The organism is Chryseobacterium candidae (assembly GCF_004916905.1).
Taxonomy (GTDB): domain Bacteria; phylum Bacteroidota; class Bacteroidia; order Flavobacteriales; family Weeksellaceae; genus Chryseobacterium; species Chryseobacterium candidae.
This window is the reverse complement of record NZ_SDLV01000005.1, coordinates 1-21,741: the sequence shown is the minus strand read 5'-3', so window position 1 is coordinate 21,741 and position 21,741 is coordinate 1. Positions and strand designations below refer to the sequence as shown.

At 36.4% G+C, this 21,741-nt stretch carries 12 protein-coding genes and 1 tRNA gene; 10 read left to right on the top strand and 3 right to left on the bottom strand.

Annotation, left to right across the window (positions count from 1 at the left end):
* Positions 1 to 13 precede the first annotated feature (13 nt).
* Positions 14 to 1,123: a histidine kinase gene (locus EK417_RS03540; protein ID WP_076597562.1), complete on the top strand. Its 1,110-nt coding sequence runs from the start codon at positions 14 to 16 to the stop codon at positions 1,121 to 1,123.
* Between the two features lie 5 nt (positions 1,124 to 1,128).
* Positions 1,129 to 2,844, top strand: coding sequence for an ATP-binding protein (locus EK417_RS03535; protein WP_110367800.1), 1,716 nt, complete (start codon positions 1,129 to 1,131; stop codon positions 2,842 to 2,844).
* 194 nt (positions 2,845 to 3,038) lie between these two features.
* Here EK417_RS03535 and EK417_RS03530 read toward each other — a convergent pair whose 3' ends face one another.
* Positions 3,039 to 4,616: a T9SS type A sorting domain-containing protein gene (locus EK417_RS03530; RefSeq protein WP_136521352.1), complete on the bottom strand. Its 1,578-nt coding sequence runs from the start codon at positions 4,614 to 4,616 to the stop codon at positions 3,039 to 3,041.
* 304 nt (positions 4,617 to 4,920) lie between these two features.
* On the opposite strand from EK417_RS03530, the gene xerA reads away from it, so the two are divergent.
* The gene (xerA, locus tag EK417_RS03525) at positions 4,921 to 5,748 is read left to right on the top strand and encodes a site-specific tyrosine recombinase/integron integrase (protein WP_168801922.1); all 828 of its coding nucleotides are present in this window, start codon (positions 4,921 to 4,923) and stop codon (positions 5,746 to 5,748) included.
* Positions 5,749 to 6,053: 305 nt separating this feature from the next.
* On the opposite strand, the gene ligA is transcribed toward xerA, so the two are convergent.
* Positions 6,054 to 8,060 (bottom strand): NAD-dependent DNA ligase LigA, encoded by a 2,007-nt coding sequence (gene ligA / locus EK417_RS03520; protein ID WP_136521350.1) that lies wholly within the window; start codon positions 8,058 to 8,060, stop codon positions 6,054 to 6,056.
* A 324-nt stretch (positions 8,061 to 8,384) separates the two neighbouring features.
* Here ligA and EK417_RS03515 point away from each other — a divergent pair, with 324 nt between their 5' ends.
* From EK417_RS03515 to prmA, 7 genes are all read left to right on the top strand, one after another.
* Positions 8,385 to 11,471, top strand: a complete 3,087-nt coding sequence (locus EK417_RS03515) for a TonB-dependent receptor (protein ID WP_136521349.1) — start codon at positions 8,385 to 8,387, stop codon at positions 11,469 to 11,471.
* Positions 11,472 to 11,644: 173 nt separating this feature from the next.
* Positions 11,645 to 12,391 (top strand): glycerophosphodiester phosphodiesterase, encoded by a 747-nt coding sequence (locus EK417_RS03510; protein WP_076597568.1) that lies wholly within the window; start codon positions 11,645 to 11,647, stop codon positions 12,389 to 12,391.
* 485 nt (positions 12,392 to 12,876) lie between these two features.
* A complete protein-coding gene (locus EK417_RS03505) occupies positions 12,877 to 15,837 on the top strand; it encodes a SusC/RagA family TonB-linked outer membrane protein (protein ID WP_136521348.1) in 2,961 nt (986 codons plus the stop codon).
* An 11-nt stretch (positions 15,838 to 15,848) separates the two neighbouring features.
* Positions 15,849 to 17,297, top strand: a complete 1,449-nt coding sequence (locus EK417_RS03500; protein WP_136521347.1) for a SusD/RagB family nutrient-binding outer membrane lipoprotein — start codon at positions 15,849 to 15,851, stop codon at positions 17,295 to 17,297.
* Positions 17,298 to 17,358: 61 nt separating this feature from the next.
* Complete coding sequence (locus EK417_RS03495; RefSeq protein WP_136521356.1) at positions 17,359 to 18,921, top strand: calcineurin-like phosphoesterase C-terminal domain-containing protein; 1,563 nt, start codon at positions 17,359 to 17,361, stop codon at positions 18,919 to 18,921.
* A 173-nt stretch (positions 18,922 to 19,094) separates the two neighbouring features.
* On the top strand, positions 19,095 to 19,808 hold the full coding sequence (locus EK417_RS03490) for a 3-ketoacyl-ACP reductase (RefSeq protein WP_136521346.1): 714 nt from the start codon (positions 19,095 to 19,097) through the stop codon (positions 19,806 to 19,808).
* Between the two features lie 326 nt (positions 19,809 to 20,134).
* A complete protein-coding gene (gene prmA / locus EK417_RS03485) occupies positions 20,135 to 20,962 on the top strand; it encodes a 50S ribosomal protein L11 methyltransferase (protein ID WP_076597573.1) in 828 nt (275 codons plus the stop codon).
* Positions 20,963 to 21,666: 704 nt separating this feature from the next.
* Here the strand turns inward: prmA and EK417_RS03470 are convergent.
* Positions 21,667 to 21,740, bottom strand: a tRNA-Arg gene (locus EK417_RS03470).
* Position 21,741 lies beyond the last annotated feature (1 nt).

The window sequence follows — 21,741 nt, the reverse complement described above, 5'->3', positions numbered from 1 at the left end:
AAGAATAAAATCAATGTCATCAGCAAAAGATTTTTTAGAACTGATTCAAAAATCCCGTAAAGGAAAATTCAAAATTTATATCGGGATGAGTGCAGGGGTAGGAAAGAGTTTCCGTATGCTTCAGGAAGCGCATTCTCTTTTGCGAAATGGCATTGATGTAAAAATCGGGTATATTGAAACTCATGGACGGGAAGAAACTGAAGCTCTGGTAGAAGGTCTTCCTCAAATTGAAAGGAAGTCGGTTTTTTATAAAGGAAAGAATCTTGAGGAAATGGATCTTCAGGCCATTATCAATGAACATCCTGAAGTTGTTTTAGTGGATGAGCTGGCCCATACCAACGTAGAAGGCTCTAAAAATAAAAAAAGATGGCAGGATGTGCTGGAAATTCTTGATAACGGAATCAACGTGATCAGCGCCATGAATATCCAGCATATCGAAAGCCTGAATGAAGAGGTAAAGAAAATCACAGGAGTAGAAGTAACAGAAAGAGTTCCGGATAAGATTCTGGCCCTGGCAGATGAAGTAGTTAATATTGACCTTACGGCTGATGAGCTGCTGACCCGCTTAAAAGAGGGGAAAATCTATAAAAAAGAAAAAATTCAGACGGCTCTCAGTAACTTTTTCCAGAGCGGGCATATTCTGCAGCTTCGTGAATTGGCTTTAAAAGAAGTAGCCACTCACGTGGAAAGAAAGGTGGAAACTGAAATTAAAACCGAAAATTTTAAACCTGTAAAATTTCTGGCCTGTATCAGCAGTAATGAAAAAATTGCCAAAACAATTATCCGCAAAACGGCAAGATTGGCCAGTTATTACAACAGTCCATGGACTGTTTTGTACATTCAGAAACCTTCTGAAAATCCGGAAAAAATAGCATTGGATAAACAGCGGTATTTAATTAATAATTTTAATTTAGCACAGGAATTGGGCGCCAAAGTAGTCCGGATCAAGGAAAGCAGTGTTCACAACGGAATCCTGGAATATGTGATTGCTCATAATATCACCACGGTCTGCATTGGAAAGCCTCATGCCAGTTTCTGGCAGCGAATGTCAGGCTACAGCTGGATCTATACCCTTATGAACAGGCTGAATGAAAGACAGATAGATATTATTATTTTATCATAAAAATAATGAAACTTAAAACGAAACTTACCTTAGGCGTGGGCCTTTTATTTCTGCTGATCGTGCTTCTTTCAGTGATAGGTTCTGTATACATCAACAAATTAAAATCCGATACTGAAAAGATTCTTACGGCCAATTATAACAGTCTGGAATTTTCCAAAAATATGCTTCTGGCACTGGATAATATCAGTACAGACAGTGCCGTAGCCATAGCGGACTTTCGGAAAAATAATAAACTGCAGGAAAAAAACCTTACAGAATTTGGAGAAAAAGAAGCTACTCAGAATCTGAATCTCCATTTCAACAGTTATCTGAAAGCGCCTGATATTCATAAAGAAAAGCTCATCCGTGAGGATCTTGCGAAGATCATGTCTTTGAATATGAAAGGCATAGAACGGAAGAGTGATATTGCGATCATTACAGCAGAAAACGCTACTTTCTGGATTGTAAGTTTGGGAACCGTATGTTTTCTGATTGCTTTTATATTGCTTTTCAATTTACCCCAGACTATTGCCGAGCCTATCAATCAGCTTACGTTCAGTATCAAACAGATTGCCGACAAAAACTATAATGAAAGAGTTCATTTTAAAGGAAGTGAAGAGTTCAGCAGTCTGGCAGATTCATTCAATACGATGGCTGAGAAACTTCAGGAGTACGAAAGCAGTACGCTTTCCAAGCAATTGATGGATAAAAAACGGATCGAAACCCTGGTCAATAATATGCATGATGCGGTTATTGGTCTGGATGAACATCATTTTATCTACATGATCAATGACGAAGCGCTGAAGATCACCAATCTCCATAAAGAAGATATTATTGGAAAAACCGCGCATGAAGTTGCCATCAACAATGATCTGATGCGTGAACTGTTGAAAAATATAGATCATCCGGTCAAAGATCCGATTAAAATTGTTCGCGATAACAAGGAAAATTATTTTGAACAGGATATTATTCCCATCAATATTGTAAAGACAGGCGAAAAAGAAAAAAAATATATCGGAAAGGTAATCTTGTTGAGAAACATTACGCCTTTTAAAGAACTGGATTTTGCTAAAACCAACTTTATTGCAACTATTTCTCATGAATTGAAAACTCCGATTTCTGCGATCAAAATGGGTGTTCAGCTTCTTGGAAACCAAAAGTTCGGAGAACTGAACGAGCAACAGCAGGAATTGTTGAAGAGCATCAATGAAGACGGACAGCGTTTATTGGATATCACAGGAGAATTGCTTAATCTTTCCCAGGTAGAATCCGGAAATATAAGACTGACAGTGGAAAAATGCTCTCCTAAAGAAATTGTGCAGACTGCTGTAAAAAATGTTGAAAAACTGGCCGAACAGAAAAATATTTCCATCAGTACAGAATATCTTCTGGAAGATAACGATGCTGTGACTGCTGATTTTGACAAAACCGTCTGGGTAATGAATAATTTTTTAACCAATGCGGTAAAGCACTCTTTTCAGGACGAAAATATTAAGATTGTAGTAGAAAAGCTGGATTCTTTCATTCAGTTCAGTATTATTGATACCGGAAGCGGGATTGATGAAAAGTATCACCGCCAGATCTTTGACCGCTATTTTCAGGTGCCGGGAGAACATCAGAATGGAACAGGCTTAGGCTTGGCTATTTCAAAAAACTTCATTGAAAAACAACACGGAGAAATAGGAGTAAAAAGTTCCCTGAATAATGGAAGCACATTTTATTTCAGACTGCCTGTTTCGTAAGGATTAAATAACGTATTCAAACACCTTATAGGTTTAATAAACCTATAAGGTGTTTCGTTTTAGGGAGAAAATATTGTGGAAACTTATTGTTTATCAATCAAATCCAGGAACTGTTGTTCATCCAGAATCTCAATGGTTCCGATATCCTGAGCTTTTTTAATTTGCTTCAGGCTTTTTCACCCATCAAAAAGAAATTATTCTTTAATTATTTTTATTGTGTTCTTTTTATCGTCATATGTTAATGAGATATAATATATTCCGCTTGATTTTGGTAATTTGATTTCTATTTTTTTGCTATTATAAAATTTTTGGTTTGTAATAATTTGTCCATTTATTCCAATAACATTGATTTCTATAGATTTATGATTTTTTTCAAAATCGATATTTAAATCATTTTTTGTAGGATTAGGATAATATTGTATGGTAGACAGGTTATTTTCTTCAGTTTGTAATGATGAATTGCCTATTTTCCAAATATCATTATGTGCACCAATACGCTGATTACTATTATTTAATTTATGACCCACTATATAAAGTTCGTTTTTAAAGCTAATTAGATGACCACGCTTATTTTCATAAAATTGTGGAGCGGTATATGTAATTAATGGGGAAGCTGCAACGGTAGTAAAAAAATTAAAAAAAGTATTTACCAATAGTAAAGCATTTGTATTTTCAGAATATCTATATAATTCTGTATTAAATTGACCGGAAGCATTATATTGATAAGTTTTGGTGATATACAGAGTATTGTTGAATTCGCACAGTCCAGAATAATAATCTACTGAATTATAAGTGCTTTCATGAATGATTTCCGGGGGGGTATTGCCATCATATTTATATAAATAGTATTTATTATTATAGAAACAGGTGAAATACATTTTATTATTTACAATAGTTAATAAACTTGGATATGAAGAAGCTGTTCCGGGATTGATATCTATACAGGTTTCAGATGTGCCGTCGAATTGAAATAACTCTACTCCTGCATTGTTGTTTCTATTAATATAATATAATTTATTAGAAAAAATAATTTGACTGCTGGGGTATGGGTTATTTGGATATGGAGAGCTTGTTATAACTTCAGTAGTATTAGAAGAAGGATTATATTTTTTAATTAAAGGACTGTTAACAGTGTCCGATATAGTTGTATAATAAAAGTTCCCATTAAAATCAGAATTACTAAAAAACCTGACACTTCCATAAGCAAAATTACCATCTCTGAAATCATGAAATAAAAAATTAGAAGAATTTGAGCCGGGGTTATAAAAACAATTATCATTTACAAAGGATTCATAAATAATACCATTATTAAACTTTGCCAGGTTCTTGAATTCTTTACAATCTGCTGGAAAGTTATCTGTTATTACTTTCGATAAATGAGTTGTTGAAATAGCTGGATCAAAAAAGTACAGCCCATCTTTTGAATTTTCTGCTGAATCACAATTTAAATATACCCTTTCACCAACTTTTACGATATCATTATATGTTAAAGTTCCTAAACTGTTAAAATCACTGCCATCAGGGAATTTAATTTTATAAGGACTGGCTGTCCCATTATATGCCCAGACCGAAAAAGTTGAACTATTATCAGGCAGATAGCATTCTCCTGGCGAACGAATCAATAGAAAATCACCTATTTGTGCAAAACCGGTATAATTTATAATATTACCTGAAATATTTTGAGTTCCACAAAAATTGGTTACGTTGATCAGACTTGATTGTGCAGACAGAAAATTGACACAGACAAGAAAAAAGAATAATGTTTTTTTCATATTTTTAAATTTGTATTTTTTGATAATAATTACCAGTTTAGTACTGGATCTTTGAAGTTTTCTATAAAAGGGGTTATGTGGGAATCATTGATAAGTTGATGTATAAAGAGTAAAGCAGATTGCATATTAGATTTTAAAATTACTCATTATGTGGGTCTGATTTATAGAATGTTCGTTAATCTATTAATTTTAAATTTTTGTTTTTTATATTTAAATAACTGAAAAGCATTTGATTATTTTAAAATTGGATATTTTTATTTTTTTTGGATTAATGAATCTTTTGTATTTTTGTCAAAACACACAGATGAAAAATTTACAGATCTTTAAACAGGAACTTGAAGTTTCAGGGTATACTGAAGCTACAATAAAAACATATTTGTCAACATTAGCCTTATTTTTTAAAACTTTAGAGGATGCTTCAATAGAAAAAGTTGATGAAAACATTGTAGAAAAATATATCTGTAATGAAATAAAAGAAAAAAAAATTTCTCAATCCTATCAGAAGTTTATTCTGGGAAGTATTAAGTTGTTCTATAAGTTGATGTTCAATAAGAAGCTTTCACTTTCTCACTTATATCCCAAAAACGTTAAATATCCACTTCCTGAATATCTCAGTCAAGAAGATATAATAAGAATGTTGGATCTTGTAGAAAATCTAAAACATAAATCAGTTATAAGTCTTTTGTACGGGTGCGGTTTAAAGGTAAACGAGCTGGTGAGTTTGAAGACCTCAGATTTTGATGTAAAATCATGTATGATCTCTGTTACTTCACCAAATGGAAAAAACAGATACGTGATGCTCCCAAAAACTATTTTGCCTTTACTAAGAGAATACTTTCTGCAGTATAAACCTAATGTATTTCTTTTTGAAGGGAGTAGAGGCAATAAATATTCAACAAGAAGTGTACAGCAGATTGTAAAAAAAGCAGCAGCTCATGCTAAAATATCAAAATTGGTGACACCTCATATTTTAAGGCATAGCTTTGCAGCACACCTGATAGAAAATGGGATAGATATTAGATATATACAGGAACTATTAGGGCACAATAGCCTCATTACAACTCAAATTTATACACATATTACAGACGTGAAAAAAAGAGCAATACAAAGCCCTCTTGATTCTTTAAAATGATAAAGGGACTTTTATTTAGATCTTACTCAAATATTCTCTTTGGTAAATTTTACTTTTTTATATATAATGAGCTAATTTCATTTTGAAAGCGAAAGATAATGAAAATAGGTAATTCCCATATTAAATGAAATAGTCCTAAAGAATAAAGTTGATATTTTGGGGTAAATCTAGGAAGTATTAAGAGAGAAATAGATACGATACAAAAGATCGGATTTACTTAATTCCGCTAGCTACTATTCACAATTAAGCCATTAAGACTATATCTCAATGGCTTAATTTATTGATTGTTATTGAAAATGTATTATTTATTGTTTATCAATCAAATCCAGGAACTGTTGTTCATCCAGAATCTCAATGGTTCCGATATCCTGAGCTTTTTTCAGCTTGCTTCCTGCCTTTTCCCCTACCACAAGGTAATTGAGGTTCTTTGATACGGCAGAAATATTTTTTCCGCCATGCTTTTCTACCATTTCCTCAGCAGATTCTCTGGTAAATAATGATAATTTTCCGGTGAAAAGGAATTTTTTTCCTTCCAGAACATTGGATAAAACTTCGTTGGTACTTTCTCCTTTTTCAAGCTGTACTCCGTAAGACTTTAAACGCTCGATCATTAAGACGTTTTCAGAATTCTGGAAGAAATCAACAATGCTTACTGCAATCTTAACGCCGATATCTTCTACCTGGCAAAGCTCTTCTACCGTAGCACTCTTCAATTCTTCAATTGTAGGGAAGTTTTTTACCAGTTTCTTAGCAACCGTTTCTCCTACATGTTTAATCCCGATTCCGTACAATACTTTCTCAAAAGGAATTTCTTTGGATTTTTCAATTCCTGTGATGATATTCTGCGCGGATTTCTCAGCCATTCTTTCCAGGGGAAGAAGCTGTTCTTTCGTTAAAACATAGAAGTCGGCAGGGTTTTCAATCAGTTTCTCTCTATACAGCTGTTCAATCGTTTCACTTCCCAGATTGTCAATATTCAACGCTTTTCTGGAAACATAGTGAATCATTCTTCCTACAACCTGTGGCGGGCAATGAAGTTCGTTCGGACAGAAATGAATCGCCTGATCTTCAATTTTTACCAGCTCAGTACCACATTCAGGACAATGTTTGATATATTCTATTTCTTTGCTTTCTTCCGTTCTCTTATCTGTATTTACGCCTACAATTTTCGGAATGATTTCACCTCCTTTTTCTACATACACAAAATCATTCTCATGAAGATCCAGCTTTTTGATGATATCTTCATTGTGAAGAGAAGCTCTTTTTACGATGGTTCCGGCCAGTAAAACAGGTTTAAGATTGGCAACAGGAGTAATAGCACCCGTTCTTCCCACCTGATAAGACACACTCTGAAGTTCTGTCTCTACCTTTTCTGCTTTAAATTTATAAGCCATTGCCCAACGTGGAGATTTGGCTGTATAGCCAAGCTGTCTCTGCTGCTGTAATGAATTCACTTTTAAAACGATTCCGTCAATTTCAAAAGGAAGATTATGACGTTCGGTATCCCAAAACGTAATAAAATCCTGTACTTCAGCCATCGTTTTACATAATTTGGCCTGCTGTGATGTTTTAAAGCCCCAGCTCTGAGCTTTCTGAAGCAGCTCCCAATGGGTTTCTGCAGGAACTTCATCAGAAATAAACTGATACAATACCGAAGAAAGTCCGCGTTTTCTTACCTCAGCGCTGTCCTGCATTTTCAAACTTCCGCTGGCTGTATTTCTTGGATTCATGAAGGGATCAAGACCTTCTTCTTCACGCAGTTTATTGATTTTGTCAAAGTTTTTTCTGGTCAGATAAATTTCCCCACGCATGAAAAAATGAGTCGGGAAATCACCCTTCAAAGTCAGAGGAATATCTGAAATAGTTCTCACATTCGGGGTAATTTCATCTCCCTGAAAACCGTCACCACGGGTAACCGCCTGTGAAAGTTTTCCGTTTTCATAAAGGATAGAAATGGATGCACCGTCATACTTCAGTTCAGCAACAAACTCCACAGGATCTTCAATGGTTTTGATGATTCTCTTTTCCCAGTCTTCCAGATCATCAAAATCATAAGAATTATCCAGAGAATACATCCTGAATTTATGCTGAATGGTAGGGAAAACCTTGGTAACACCACCACCTACACGAACGGTAGGAGAATTTTCATCATAAAATTCGGGATACCTGGCTTCCAGATCCTGTAGCTCCTCCAGAAGCATGTCAAATTCATAATCTGTAATAGTAGGAGTATCCAGTTGGTAGTAGTTTTCGTTATGCTGGTGAAGTTCCTTGCGGAGCTGTTCTATCTTTTGTTGAATGTTTTCAGACATTGAGTTTCTATCTTTTGGGCAAAAATAACTAAAGTAATTGCATTTAAAAAATAACAGAATAAAATACTACAGGAAAATTAAAAATGCTTAATACACCTTAATACATTGGTTTTACAGAAATTAAAACACTTGTTTAAAGTAATTTAACATAACGTTCTGATTTAATTAAAAAAATGTTAAAGCTTTCTTAAACACCCTGCTGCTAAAGTCAAAATACCTTTGCACGTCTAATTAAAAGAAACCTCAGATTAATCTATCAATATGAAAATCAAAGAGGTTTCCTGGCGAATATCAAAAAATTAATAATATAGATCTTCGGAAGAAATGAAAAAAGTAAAGATTGTACTGGGATTATTGTTTTTAGGGCTTGGGACAATGGCTTATGCACAGACCACACAGGCTTCTATTGTAGGGAAAGTTACCGGACCGGGAAGTACGGTTCAGGAAAAAGTGAAAGTAACGATCGTGAACGAGTCCACAGGATTCAGAACGGAAACCGAAACTAACTCAAAAGGAGAATATATTTTTAAAGAAATTCCTCTTGGCGGGCCTTACACTGTCATTGTAAAGGATGATAAAAAAGAAGGTTACAGTGTGAACTTCGGAGATCAGGTGACCGTAAATATGGATCTGGGAAATGAAAAAGCTATTGAGGAAGTAAAAATTACAGGAAACCTTAAAAACAAGATCGGAAACCTTGGAGCGGCTACCGCAATTTCTGCGAAAAACATCAGCATGCTTCCGGTGAACGGAAGGAACTTCACCAATCTTACGGAACTGTCACCTTTAAGTGGAAAAGGTGGAAACCTTTCCGGACAGCTTGGTTCTTCTACCAACTTTACCATTGATGGGATGACCGCAAAAAATCCCACTTCCGCAGGATCAACCACCAGCCGAAGCGGTGCTCCGTTTTCAATCTCCATTGAAGCCGTACGTGAATTCAAAATCACAACCAACCAATATGATGTTACGTTAGGAAGAAGTGGAGGAGGAACAGTAAGTGCTGTTACCAAATCAGGAACCAATAAATTTTCAGGAAGTGCCTGGGAATATTTAAGAACCAACTGGCTTTCCAGTCCCTATGATATCAGAGGAAATAAAAGAAACAATGATTTCTCCACTTCGCAGTTCGGGTTTTCATTGGGGGGGCCGATCATTAAAAATAAATTACATTTCTTCGTAGCATGGGATCATCAGCTGGATTCAAGACCATTGGTGATTGCTGATATCAAATCTCCGGATGATGAGAAGAGATTCAATACAACCACGCAGACGCTGAATCAGTTCTTGGATATTGCAAGAGCAAAATATGGAGTAGGAAACAGCCCGCAGTTCGGAACGTTTGATAAAGTGAGAAATTCTGATGCCGGATTTCTACGTTTAGACTGGCAGATCAATGAAAAGCATTTATTAACCCTTAGAAATAACTTTACTTACGATCTTAATAAAAACGGACTGGGCGACAATACCAATATCAACTTTTTTGAGTCGTACGGAAATGATAAAAACCTTGACAATAGCTTATTATTAACTTTAAGGTCAAATCTGAGGCCTAATTTAACCAACGAATTAAAGGCACAGTACCTTTATACATTCCAGGATAGTTACCAGAACAATCAATTGGGAAAACCTGTACCAAGAGCAATTGTGGAAGGAGTAGCTTCAGGTGCCGGATCTACTAATATTCAGATCGGAGGGCACCGTTTTGCACAGGAAAGCTTTAGGAATAATGTATTCCAGATCGTAGACAACCTATATTACAATACGGATAAGGTAAAATATACTTTCGGAGCTGATTTGATGTATACAACAGCGAAATCGGTATACGGAAGTGAGGTAAACGGTAGGTTCCATTTTCAGGGAATGAGTAATTTTGATGCAATGACGCCCTACAGATTCTACAGAGAAGTTCCTTTGATGGCAGATCCGTCTGTAAGATCAAATATATGGAACATCGGTCTGTACGGACAATTCCAGACCAAAGTGGCTAAAGGTCTTGATTTAATGGCTGGTTTAAGATTTGATTACGGAGGTTATCCAAAAGCAGAATTCAACCAGAAACTGTTTGATGAAATGGGAATCAGAACGGATAATCAGATCAAATCATTTGTGATCCAGCCAAGATTCCAGTTTGACTGGAATATCAATGAAGGAAATAAAGATTTCCTTAAGTTCGGTGCCGGAATTTTCTCTTCGGATATCAACAATTATATGATCATCAACAATCTTGTATTTGACGGGAAGCACCTTGCAACTGTGGATGTGAATCCTACAGCTATTGGTCTTACGCCGGATTTTAACAGCTATAGAAATGATTATAACTCGGTGCCTTCACTTTCCCAGTATCAGATCCCAACCATCAACTATACCGGTAAAGACGCAAAAATTCCAATCGTTTATAAAGCGAATATCTCTTATACTCACTTCTTTAATGAGAGATTCAGAGCGGGAATCGCAGGATACATGGCTTTAGGCAGAAACAACTACTATTACTATGACAGAAACATGGTGGCCAATCCTTTCTTTACCTTAGCTAATGAAGGAGGAAGAGGAGTATTTATCCCTACAACTGCCATTACCAATAATGCCAATAACAGTGTAAGTTTCGACTGGAAAGCAGGAAGAATTAATAAAAATTTCGGAAGAGTACTGGAATTAGTGAGTGATGGTAAAGTAAACCAGTTCTCATTCGTATTAGATACAAGTTACCGTTACTGGAAAGATGGAGAAATCACAGCAAGTTACACATGGTCGGACATTAAAGACAATACTTCTTACAACGGAAATGTAGCGAACTCTGCAACATTGTCTACCATGATTCAGAGTGACCCGAGAGATTTAAGAATGACCTATTCTGACAACCAGTTCCGTAATAAAGTCGTGATCTATGGTAACTCGCCTACGATTGCCGGATTTACACTGGGAATCAGATATTCAGGAATAGGTGGAACGCGTTTCTCTGCAACTACAGGAGGAAATATCAATGGAGACTTCGTAGATTCCAACGACCTTGCTTTTATCTTCCCGAACCTCACCAAAGCTGTTCTGGATGATCCGCAGGTAGGGCAGGCTCTGAAAGATTATATCAGCGAATACAATGGAAAAATTGCAGAACGTAACGGAGGTAAAAACGGTTTTTACGGAGTTTGGGACGTTCGTGTAGCGAAAAAAATTAAATTCGATAAAGTGGGAGCTTTCGAACTTTCCGTAGATATCTTCAACGTAGCCAATCTTCTCAACAAAGAATGGGGGGTAAACAAATCATATAATAATACATCTTTGTATAAAGTAACCAAGTTCAATAAAGACACAATGCAGTACGAATACACCAAAAACGTAAGTGGAGGTGGACTGGTTCCTCTATCCGGAAATCCATATCAGATTCAGATCGGAGCGAAATACTCCTTCTAATATCTTTTTTTAAAACCACAGAAGACATAAAAGAAATTGAAACGGCAGATTAATGGGTATTGAAACCTTAGTTTTAGCCAGAAAATCTTTTATGTCTTTGTGGTTTCCATTTTGTAATAACTACCTTTATCAGGAAGTTTTACGACTTTATTTTTAATAATTTAAATTATATTATGAAAAATTTTATCTTAGGGTTAGCAGTTTTAAGTACAGTTATGATGAAAGCACAAACCCAGATTATTGCCCATAGAGGATATTTCCAGGCTCAGCCTCCAACAACGGAGAATTCACTTCAATCACTGGAAAATGCCCAGAAGTTAAAAGTATATGGGTCTGAATTTGATGTGAGAATGACAAAAGATGGTGTATTGGTGATCAACCACGATGAGCACCACGGTAAAATGGAAATTTCAGAAACCACTTTCAAAGAGCTGGAATCATTGAAATTATCCAACGGAGAAAAATTCCCCACCTTAAAAGATTATTTGAAACAAGGAAAAAAAGATAAGTCTCTGAAACTGATTGTGGAGATCAAACCTGCAAAAACTCCGGAAATTGAAAATGAGATTACGCAGAAAACCATCAAAATGATCAAAGATATGAAGTTGGAATCTCAAAGTGAGTTTATTTCTTTCAGCCTTAATATCTGTAAAGAGATCAAAAAACTTGCTCCATCTTTTAAAGTACAATATCTGAACGGAGAACTTTCTCCTGAACAAATCAAAAAAGAGGGATTGGATGGAATGGATTATCACTACAGTGTTTTCCAGAAAAACCCAACCTGGATTGCTGATGCAAAAGCATTAGGATTAATTACCAATGCCTGGACAGTGAATGACGTTGCTGTATATGATGAACTCAAAAAACAGGGAATTGGATTTGTAACAACCAATATTCCTGATCAGTTGAAGAATAAATAACTATTTTAAGCTTTTCACAAAGAGTGTAACGAAGGGCAAAATATTCTCCTCCTCCGGGAGTTGTAAAAATTTAAAAAATTTTTGACGAGTGGGTTTACAACACTTCTCAATGAAACCAACAATAATTATAATTTACACAGTCTGCCTCCTTTTAAAGGGCAGACTGTTTGTTTTTAGACAATAAGCTCTTCTTTGTAATGATAATGAAAAAAAGTATTATTATTAAGATAATATTTATTTCCTGTAAATCAATTTGTTATATATTTTGTATAATATTATCTCAATAAAAGACAATAAAGATACATAAATACAGCCGGAGACTGGTATTAAAAATGGTTAATTAATTATTTTCTTGATAATTAATAATTTGTGTAATATTATTAAGGTTTGATTAATATGTGGTTTAATTAATTTTTAAGAAACGTTAAGATTGTGTTAAGGTCATCCTTATAATGTCGTTCTAATTTTGCGCAAACAAAAAGGAAATGCGTAAAGAGACACAAAAACTGTTGGTTTTGTCGCTGTTAGGATTTGTCAGTGTCAATCTGGCAGCTCAGCAGAAAGCTAAAAAAGACACAGTTAAAGGACTTGATGAAGTAGTAGTTACTGCTTTGGGAATTAAGAGACATGACAGAGCTTTAGGCTATGTTGCAGAAAAAGTAGAAGCCAAAACATTTGAAGAAACCCAGAACAACAACTGGGCACAATCAATGGAAGGAAAAGTGGCAGGTCTTAAAATCCAGACTGCCGGAGCAGGACCGCTTGGGACTTCCAGAATTACCCTGAGAGGAGAGAAATCAATTATGATGGATCATAACTATGCTCTGATTGTGGTGGATGGTGTACCATTGGGAAATTCTACTACAGGTTCCGGTACGGCGGCCTACGGAGCTGGTTCTGGAGGTGATGTTCCCATCGATCTTGGAAACGGACTGAACAGCATCAATCCGGACGACATTGAATCTGTAACCGTATTGAAAGGAGCTTCTGCTGCTGCATTATATGGTTCCCGTGCTGCCAATGGAGCCTTAATGATCACCACAAAATCCGGCAAAACAAAGAACGGAAAACTAAAAGTCACTTTTAACTCTTCCTCAAGCTTTGATTCCGTATTGAAATGGCCGGACTGGCAATACGAATACGGACAGGGAACACTGGCCACAAATGCCGGAAGTTTTTACTACTCATATGGTCTTTCTCCGGATGGTCCAAGTACCGGAGGCACCAGTAGTGCTTTCGGACCTAAATTCGCCGGACAGTATTATTTCCAATATGATCCTGAGGTGATGGGACAGAGCAAGGAAAGACAATTGTGGAGGCCTTATGAAAATAATATCAAAGGTTTCTGGAGAACAGGTTCTACCTACTCCAACAGTATTTCAGTAGAAAGCTCCAATGACAAAACAAGTTTCAGGTCTTCACTAACCTATCTTAATAACGAATGGATGATGCCTAATACGGGTTTTGACAGATTCAATTTTGCTTTGTCATTTGCCCATCAGCTAACCAAAAAATTAAAAATATCAACCAAATTTGCTTATAACACTACTTCCAGTGATAATCTTCCTGCGACAGGATACAACAATCAGTCGATCTCTTATTTCATGATCTTCCAGAATCCCAATGTGGACCTTGAATGGTATAAGCCGATCTGGAAGCCGGGCCAGGAACAGGTTGATCAGATCCATCCGTTCAGTTCCTATATTGATAACCCTTATATGATTGCTTACGAAATGCTGAATGGCGTGAGAAAGAAAACCATTACAGGAAATATCACTGCAGATTATCAGTTTAATAAGAATTTCAGTCTGATGCTGAGGTCAGGAATTGAAATTCTGAACGAAAAAAGAACTACCAAAAGACCATGGAGTTCTGCCAATTACCTGAAAGGTTTCTATAGAGAACAGTTTATCAAAAACCAGGAATATAATAACGACCTTTTATTTTCTTATAAAGGAGACTGGAATAAATTCAGTATTTCCGCTTCTGCAGGAGGAAGTATCCGTTATAATGAATACCTGTTGAATGATTATCAGGCCATCGGATTGAAAACTGCCGGAGAATACAGTCTTACCAATGCACTTAATATTCCGGTTAAATATCCGGCACCAAGAGATAAACATGTTGACAGTGTGTACGGATTGCTTACTCTTGGATATGACAATAAAATATTTGTGGACGTTACCGGAAGAAATGACTGGAGTTCTACGCTTCCGAAACAGAACAGATCATTCTTTTATCCTTCAGTAAGTACCAGTTTCATTTTATCAGATATTTTTAATCTCAAAAGCAATAATCTGAACTTATGGAAACTGAGAGCTTCATGGGCAAAAGTTGGGATAGACAGTGATCCTTATCTTCTGGATAACTATTATTCAGCAAGTAACATTACAGGAAGTGTAGTAGCACCTACGATCTTTAATAATCCTTCTCTTAAACCTGAAAAAAATACCAATATTGAAGCCGGTATGGATTTCAGCCTTTTCAAAAACAGATTGAATCTTAATCTTACTGCGTATCAGAATTTCAGTGAAAACCAGATTATCCCTGTTTCGCTGCCCTCAGAAAGCGGATACTCAAAAAGAATTATCAATGCAGGGAAAATCCGAAACAGAGGTTTGGAATTTTCAGCGGATATCTTAGCGGTAAAAGGTAAAGACTTCTCATGGAAAGTAGGGGGAAACTGGTCTACCAACGAAAACAGAGTGATGACCTTACCTGAAGGGTTTGATGGTATCGTTTCCAACGTAGGAGATGTAGTATTCTATAAAATGGAAACAGGAGGCTCACTTGGTGATATGTATGGATTTAAATTACTGAGGACTCCGGACGGAAAAGTAATTTATGGCGACAACGGACTTCCTGCAAGACCTGCAGATATTGAAAAAGTAGGAAATGCATTCCCGAAATGGAGAGCTGGTCTTCAGAATGATTTCCGAATTAAAAACTTTACAATAAGCTTCTCATTTGACGGCCAGTATGGTGGTATTGCTTATTCTCAGTCACATCATAAAATGTCTGAACAAGGCAAGCTGAAATCTACCCTTCCGGGAAGAGACAATCCTGGTGGAATGATTGTAGGAGATGGAGTGGTTCAGAACCCTGACGGATCTTTCAGTACGAACACAAAAGGAGTACTTGTATCTTCTTATTACGGAGATTATTACAGAAGGGCCAATGTGGAAACCAATAGCTTCAGTACAGATTTTATAAAACTGAGAGACGCAAGAATTGCCTATTCCTTCCCGAAAGAAACCATCAAATCTATAGGTCTGGATGATCTTACCATTGCCATTTTCGGAAAGAACCTGTGGATGTGGACCAAATTTCCAATGTTTGATCCCGAAGTGGCTACGTTGGATAATGCAACCATCACTCCGGGAGTGGAAATGGGGCAACTTCCGACAGCAAGAACAGTTGGTTTTCAGTTAAATATTAAATTCTAAAATCTTAAAAAATGAAAAAAATAATCATACATCTGACATGGGGAGTTTCTGTTTTCATGCTTCAATCCTGTGACAGAACTTTCGAGGAAATGAATACAGACACCAGCAAAATCAAAGACCCTTCCGTTGGAAGCCTTCTTGCTCCCATCCAGTATGAAATGTCGAGTTACGGCTATAACAGGGCAGATGATTTCACTTTTGATATCATGCAGATTGCTTTGGATTTTCCCAATGAAGGAAATTCTTACAGCAGATATTATATGGACGAAAAAAGTGGCAATGGCTACTGGAATACTTCTTACAGATGGCTTAAGCAGGTAAGTGACCTTAGAAAATATGCAGCCAAGGAGCAGAATAATAATTATCTGGCGATTTCAATGGTCCTGAATGCATGGATTGCCTCCAACCTTACTGATGCTTTCGGAGATATACCTTTATCTGAAGCAATAAGAGTTGAAGAAAATATTTTAAGACCAAAATATGATAAGCAGAAAGATGTCTATATTCAGCTGTTAAATGACCTGAAAACAGCCAACTCGTTATTCAATACCAATCAGGCATTAACGGAAACAGATTTGTTTTATAATGCCAATACCAATAGCCAGACCGGAATTTTAGGATGGAAAAAATTCTGTAACTCTCTTTCATTAAGATTACTGACCAGAATTCTAAGCCGGAACGGAGAAGTGAATGTGTATGAAAGAATCCAGGAAATTGTCAATAATCCGGCTCAATACCCAATTTTCCAGAATAACACAGACAGTGCCGTGCTGCCGCTTTCCGGAATATCTCCTTACTTGCCGCCGATAGCCCGCCCGCAGGATTTTACAGCTTACAGGGCAGCAGGCGAATTCTTTGTAAATGCCATGAAAGACAATAATGATCCAAGGCTGAGCCTGTTTTTTACGAAAGCTAAAGCAGGAACAGGAGAAGATCTTGGCTATAAAGGAGCGCCTTCAGGATATGCTTTGGGAACATCTTTCAACTATCAGCCTTCCAACCTGAACCAGAACCTGGCGAAAGCACCTTTAAAGATTTTAATCATGACCTATTCTGAAGTTCAGTTTATCCTGGCAGAATTAGTCAATAAAGGAATTGTCGCAGGAAATCAGCAGACCTATTACGAAAACGGAGTGAAATCTATTATCGAACAATGGGGAGCAACAGTTCCTGCCAATTATTTCAGCAATCCAAAAGTAGCTTATGATGGCTCGCTGCAAAAGCTTATGCTTCAGAAATATATTTCCCTGTTTTTTGTTGACCATCAGCAATGGTATGAATACAGACGTACAAAACTTCCGGTACTTCCCAATAACGGAGGTCTTCAGAACGGCGGACAGATGCCTGTGAGATTCATGTATCCTACCGCTACAAAAGTGATGAATACGGATAATTATAACGCAGCCGTACAATCCATGGGAGGCGACAATATCAATATAAAAATGTGGTGGAATAAATAATAACCCCCAATTAAAAAATAATAAAAATTTAAAAATTATGAATATCAATATAAAATTTTTAATGCCTTGTATGCTGATTTCTGCAATGGCGTTCTCACAAGCTTCTGTTTCCGGATATGTCTACGAAGACAGCAACAAAAATCAAAAGAAAGAAAACCGCGAAAAAGGAATTGAAGGAATAGCTGTTTCTAATGGAGTTCAGGTTGTTCTTACGGATAAAAACGGAAGATACAGCCTGCCGGTTCAGGAAGATCAGACTATTTTTGTGATCAAGCCTTCAGGGTATCAGACTGCCTTAAATGCAAACAATCTTCCACAGTTCTATTATCATCATAAGCCCAAAGGTTCTCCGGCAGATTTCAAATACAAAGGAGTAGCTCCCACAGGAGAAATTCCAAAAGAATTGAACTTCCCGCTTTATGCGCAAAACGAAAATAAAAACTTCGATATCCTCGTTTTCGGTGATCCGCAGCCTTACACAGAAAAAGAACTGGATTATTTCAAAAGAGGAATTGTAAATGAAGTGAAGAATACCAAGAAAAATGCAGTGCTGGGAATCAGTCTGGGAGACCTCGTAGGAGATAATTTAAATCTTCAGAAGCCTTATGCAGATGTAATGAAAGAAATAGGGCTTCCTTGGTATAATGTGATGGGAAACCACGATATGAATTATGATGCGAATGAAGACAAACTTTCCGATGAAACATTTGAATCCAATTTTGGTCCGGCCAATTACGCTTTCAATTATGGGAATGTACACTTCATCATTTTAGACGATATTCTTTACCCGGATCCGAGAGACGGCAAAGGATATTGGGGCGGATTCCGTGAAGACCAGCTTCAGTTTATCGAAAATGATCTGAAACTGGTTGACAAGAATAAACTGATTGTCATTTCTTTCCACATTCCGTTGGAGCATAACAACGAAGACAACTTCAGAAATGCAGACCGCCAGAAGTTATTTGATTTCTTAAATCCTTTCCGGAATGTATTGCTTTTATCAGCACACACCCATATTCAACAGCAGATTTTCTACGGTAAAAAAGCAGGCTGGAACGGAATCAAAGAACTGCATGAATATAACGTAGGAACTACTTGCGGGGATTGGTACTCAGGAACACCAGATGATGCCGGACTTCCTACTTCAACGATGAGAGACGGAACAGCAAAAGGATATTCTTTCATCAGCTTTGCAGATAATCAGTATAAAGTGAAATACAGAACAGCCGGAAAACCGGAAGATTATCAGATCAAATTATATGTTCCGAAAGTGATTTCTTCCTCAAGAACCTCAGCAAAAGTGTTGGCTAATTTTTTCATGGGAAGCAAAAAAGACAAGGTAGAATACAGAATAGATGGTGGAAAATGGGAAGAAATGAAGTACGATGAAACCATAGACCCGAATTTTGCTCTTTCTGTTTTCAAATGGGATTCTACAGAGAAAATTCTTCCGGGAAGAAGACCTTCCAACCCCGAAATGTCAAAACACATCTGGGAGGCTGATTTTCCCAAGAAATTAGCATTGGGAAAACACAAAGTTGAGGTGAAAGCAGCCGATATGTACGGAAATGAATTCTCAGCTTCAGAAGAATTTGAAGTTCAGAATTCAATTCAGATTCCTTAAGCTTTTTATTTTTTTTACTATACTTTTTTTAGATTTTGAAACCGGTTCTCATGAGCCGGTTTTAATTTTTATCGAGGTTTACAAAAAACCATTAAAAAACTATTAAATCCATGTTTTTGCTGTTTCGTAAAAATGTTCTTTCGTAACTTTGTACTAAGAAAAGTATCATTACTATGAATATAAACGGAAAAAATGCCATCATAACAGGTGGTGGAAGAGGACTAGGGAAGGCTGTGGCACTAGCTTTAGCGAATGAAGGAGTAAATGTTGCCATTACAGGAAGAAATGAGGAGAACCTTAAAATGACGGTTGAAGAAATTAAAAAACTGGGAGTAAACTCAGCCTATGCAGTTTTTTCTGTAGACAATGAAATTCAGGTAAAGGCTGGAATAGAATCTTTAGCAGAGCAGTTGGGCGGAATAGATATTTTGATCAACAACGCAGGAATAGGAGACTTTGGTTCCATTGAAGAAATGCCTTCCGAAACATGGGAACAGGTTATTAAAACCAATCTTTTCGGAGTATACTATGCAGCCAAAGCAGCTTATCCATTCATGAAAGCTAAAGGAGAAGGTGATATCGTTAACGTAGCTTCTACTGCAGGTTTGAAAGGAGGACCGAATATGTCAGCATATGCCGCTTCAAAAGCAGCCGTAGTATCTCTGTCTCAATCTATGATGGCAGAATGGAGAAAACAAAATATCCGTGTGATCACACTGACGCCAAGTACTATTGCTTCTGATATGAGCATTCAGGGAGGTCTTACAGACGGAAATCCTGATAAAGTATTACAGCCGGAAGACTTTGCAGAATGGGTAAGAGATATCCTGAAAATGAACAGAAGAGCATTAATTGCAAACGGTTCTATTTTCTCTACAAATCCATAATAAGTTTTAAAATTTAACGTTCAGGGTTTAGAGTTTAATGTTTAAAGCATTTGGCAAAGGATATTTTAATCTAGTTTGAATGATAGAAAATCAATAGGAGCGGGCTTTAGTCCGCTTTCTTTTTACAGTTTATTGTATGGCTTCAGCCAAAATTTAGAATTTTCCTGCAATACAAATTTGTGTAATCTTTGAGACAAACCGTCACAAATAAACTTTCTCGTAGCATTCATTCAAAAAATCACAAAAAATCCCCGGTTTCAGGCAAAAATTCCCCCATCATTTTTTTAACCGTAATAACATTAGTATTTTTGCAGCAAATTAGTCACATGCAAAATTATTTAGAATTCAATTTCAGGATTTCTCCATTGCAACCTTGGAACGAAATATTAATGGCAGAGCTTATAGAAATAGGTTTTGACAGCTTTACAGAAGAAATTGACGGAATTTTAGGATATATCCAGACAGAATTGTTTCACGAAGATCAGCTGAAAGCACTTCCGATCTTTGAAAACGAAAATGTAAAAATCGAATATTCTTTCGAAGAAATGCCGAACATCAACTGGAATGAAGAATGGGAAAAGAATTTCTCTCCAATCAATATTGATGATAAAGTATTGATCCGGGCAGAGTTCCATGAATCTGTACCGGGAATGCATGAAATTATCATCCAGCCTAAAATGTCTTTCGGAACGGGACATCACCCTACGACCCATTTGATGATCCAGCAAATGATGGACATTGATTTCAATGGCAAAAAAGTACTGGATATGGGATGCGGAACTTCTGTATTGGCCATTTATGCAAAACAGCAGGGCGCAGGAGATACAAAAGCTATTGATATCGACGAATGGTCAGTAGAAAACTCCAAAGAAAATGCGGTAAGAAATAATGTAGAACTGGATATTGAACAGGGAACTGCCGAAAACCTGGGAAAAGAAAATTATGACATTATTTTAGCCAATATCAACAGAAATATCCTTATTTCAGATATTCCAACCTATGTTTCAGTATTGAACAAAGGTGGAAAACTGTTGCTTTCAGGTCTTTGTTTCTTTGATGTGGACGATATTCTGGAAGTCTGTAAAGAAAGCGGACTGGAGCTTAAAAAGAAGTTACAGCGTGAAGAATGGGTAAGTCTTCTGCTTGAAAAATAACACACCAAAAACAAAATACGAATATAAAAACTTTATGGAAAGCTTTATTTTTAATGACGCCGCAACTTTTTGCAGCTCAGGAAAATGAAGGATATGCAGATGGAATCTTTGGGTTTGAAGAAAATAAAACGCAGAAAATCTTTATATTACAATTAGATCTACTGTAGTTTATTAATTCTTATAACTAGGGATAATATCGGTAAAAAACAGATGGGATTATTAACCCCATCTGTAAAGTTTTTTGATCATTTGTGTGTTTTGATCGGAATTTGACCGGAATTTCGGAAAAAAAAAGAATCAAGAAAAATAATAGAGTACATCATGGGTACATCATATTTTTTTTACTTATCTGTAAGGGAAAATTATTAGGTTGTATAAATGATGTATGTTCGTGGTTTTTGTGCGGTGTAAATGGGGTTTGCAATATTTTGTAAAATTAAAGATGTATTGTATTTTGTGCTTGATCCCTTTTTTTCTTCAAAATAAATATGAAGTTCTGCATCATGGGGTTCTGCTTTGAGGATATCAAAGTGCTCAACTAAAAATTCCGGAAGTAATAATTTAAGAAGGTCCTGATCGCTTAGCATAATACAAAAATAAACCTACTAAACATCCCTCCCAACTTTTAAGCTTGATCCATTATTTTGCTGTAAAAGGTTTGGGATACAACAAAAAAGACTTACTGTTTCTAGTAAGTCTTTAAGTGAGCGCGAAAGGATTCGAACCTTTGACCGTCTGCTTAGAAGGCAGATGCTCTATCCAGCTGAGCTACGCACCCT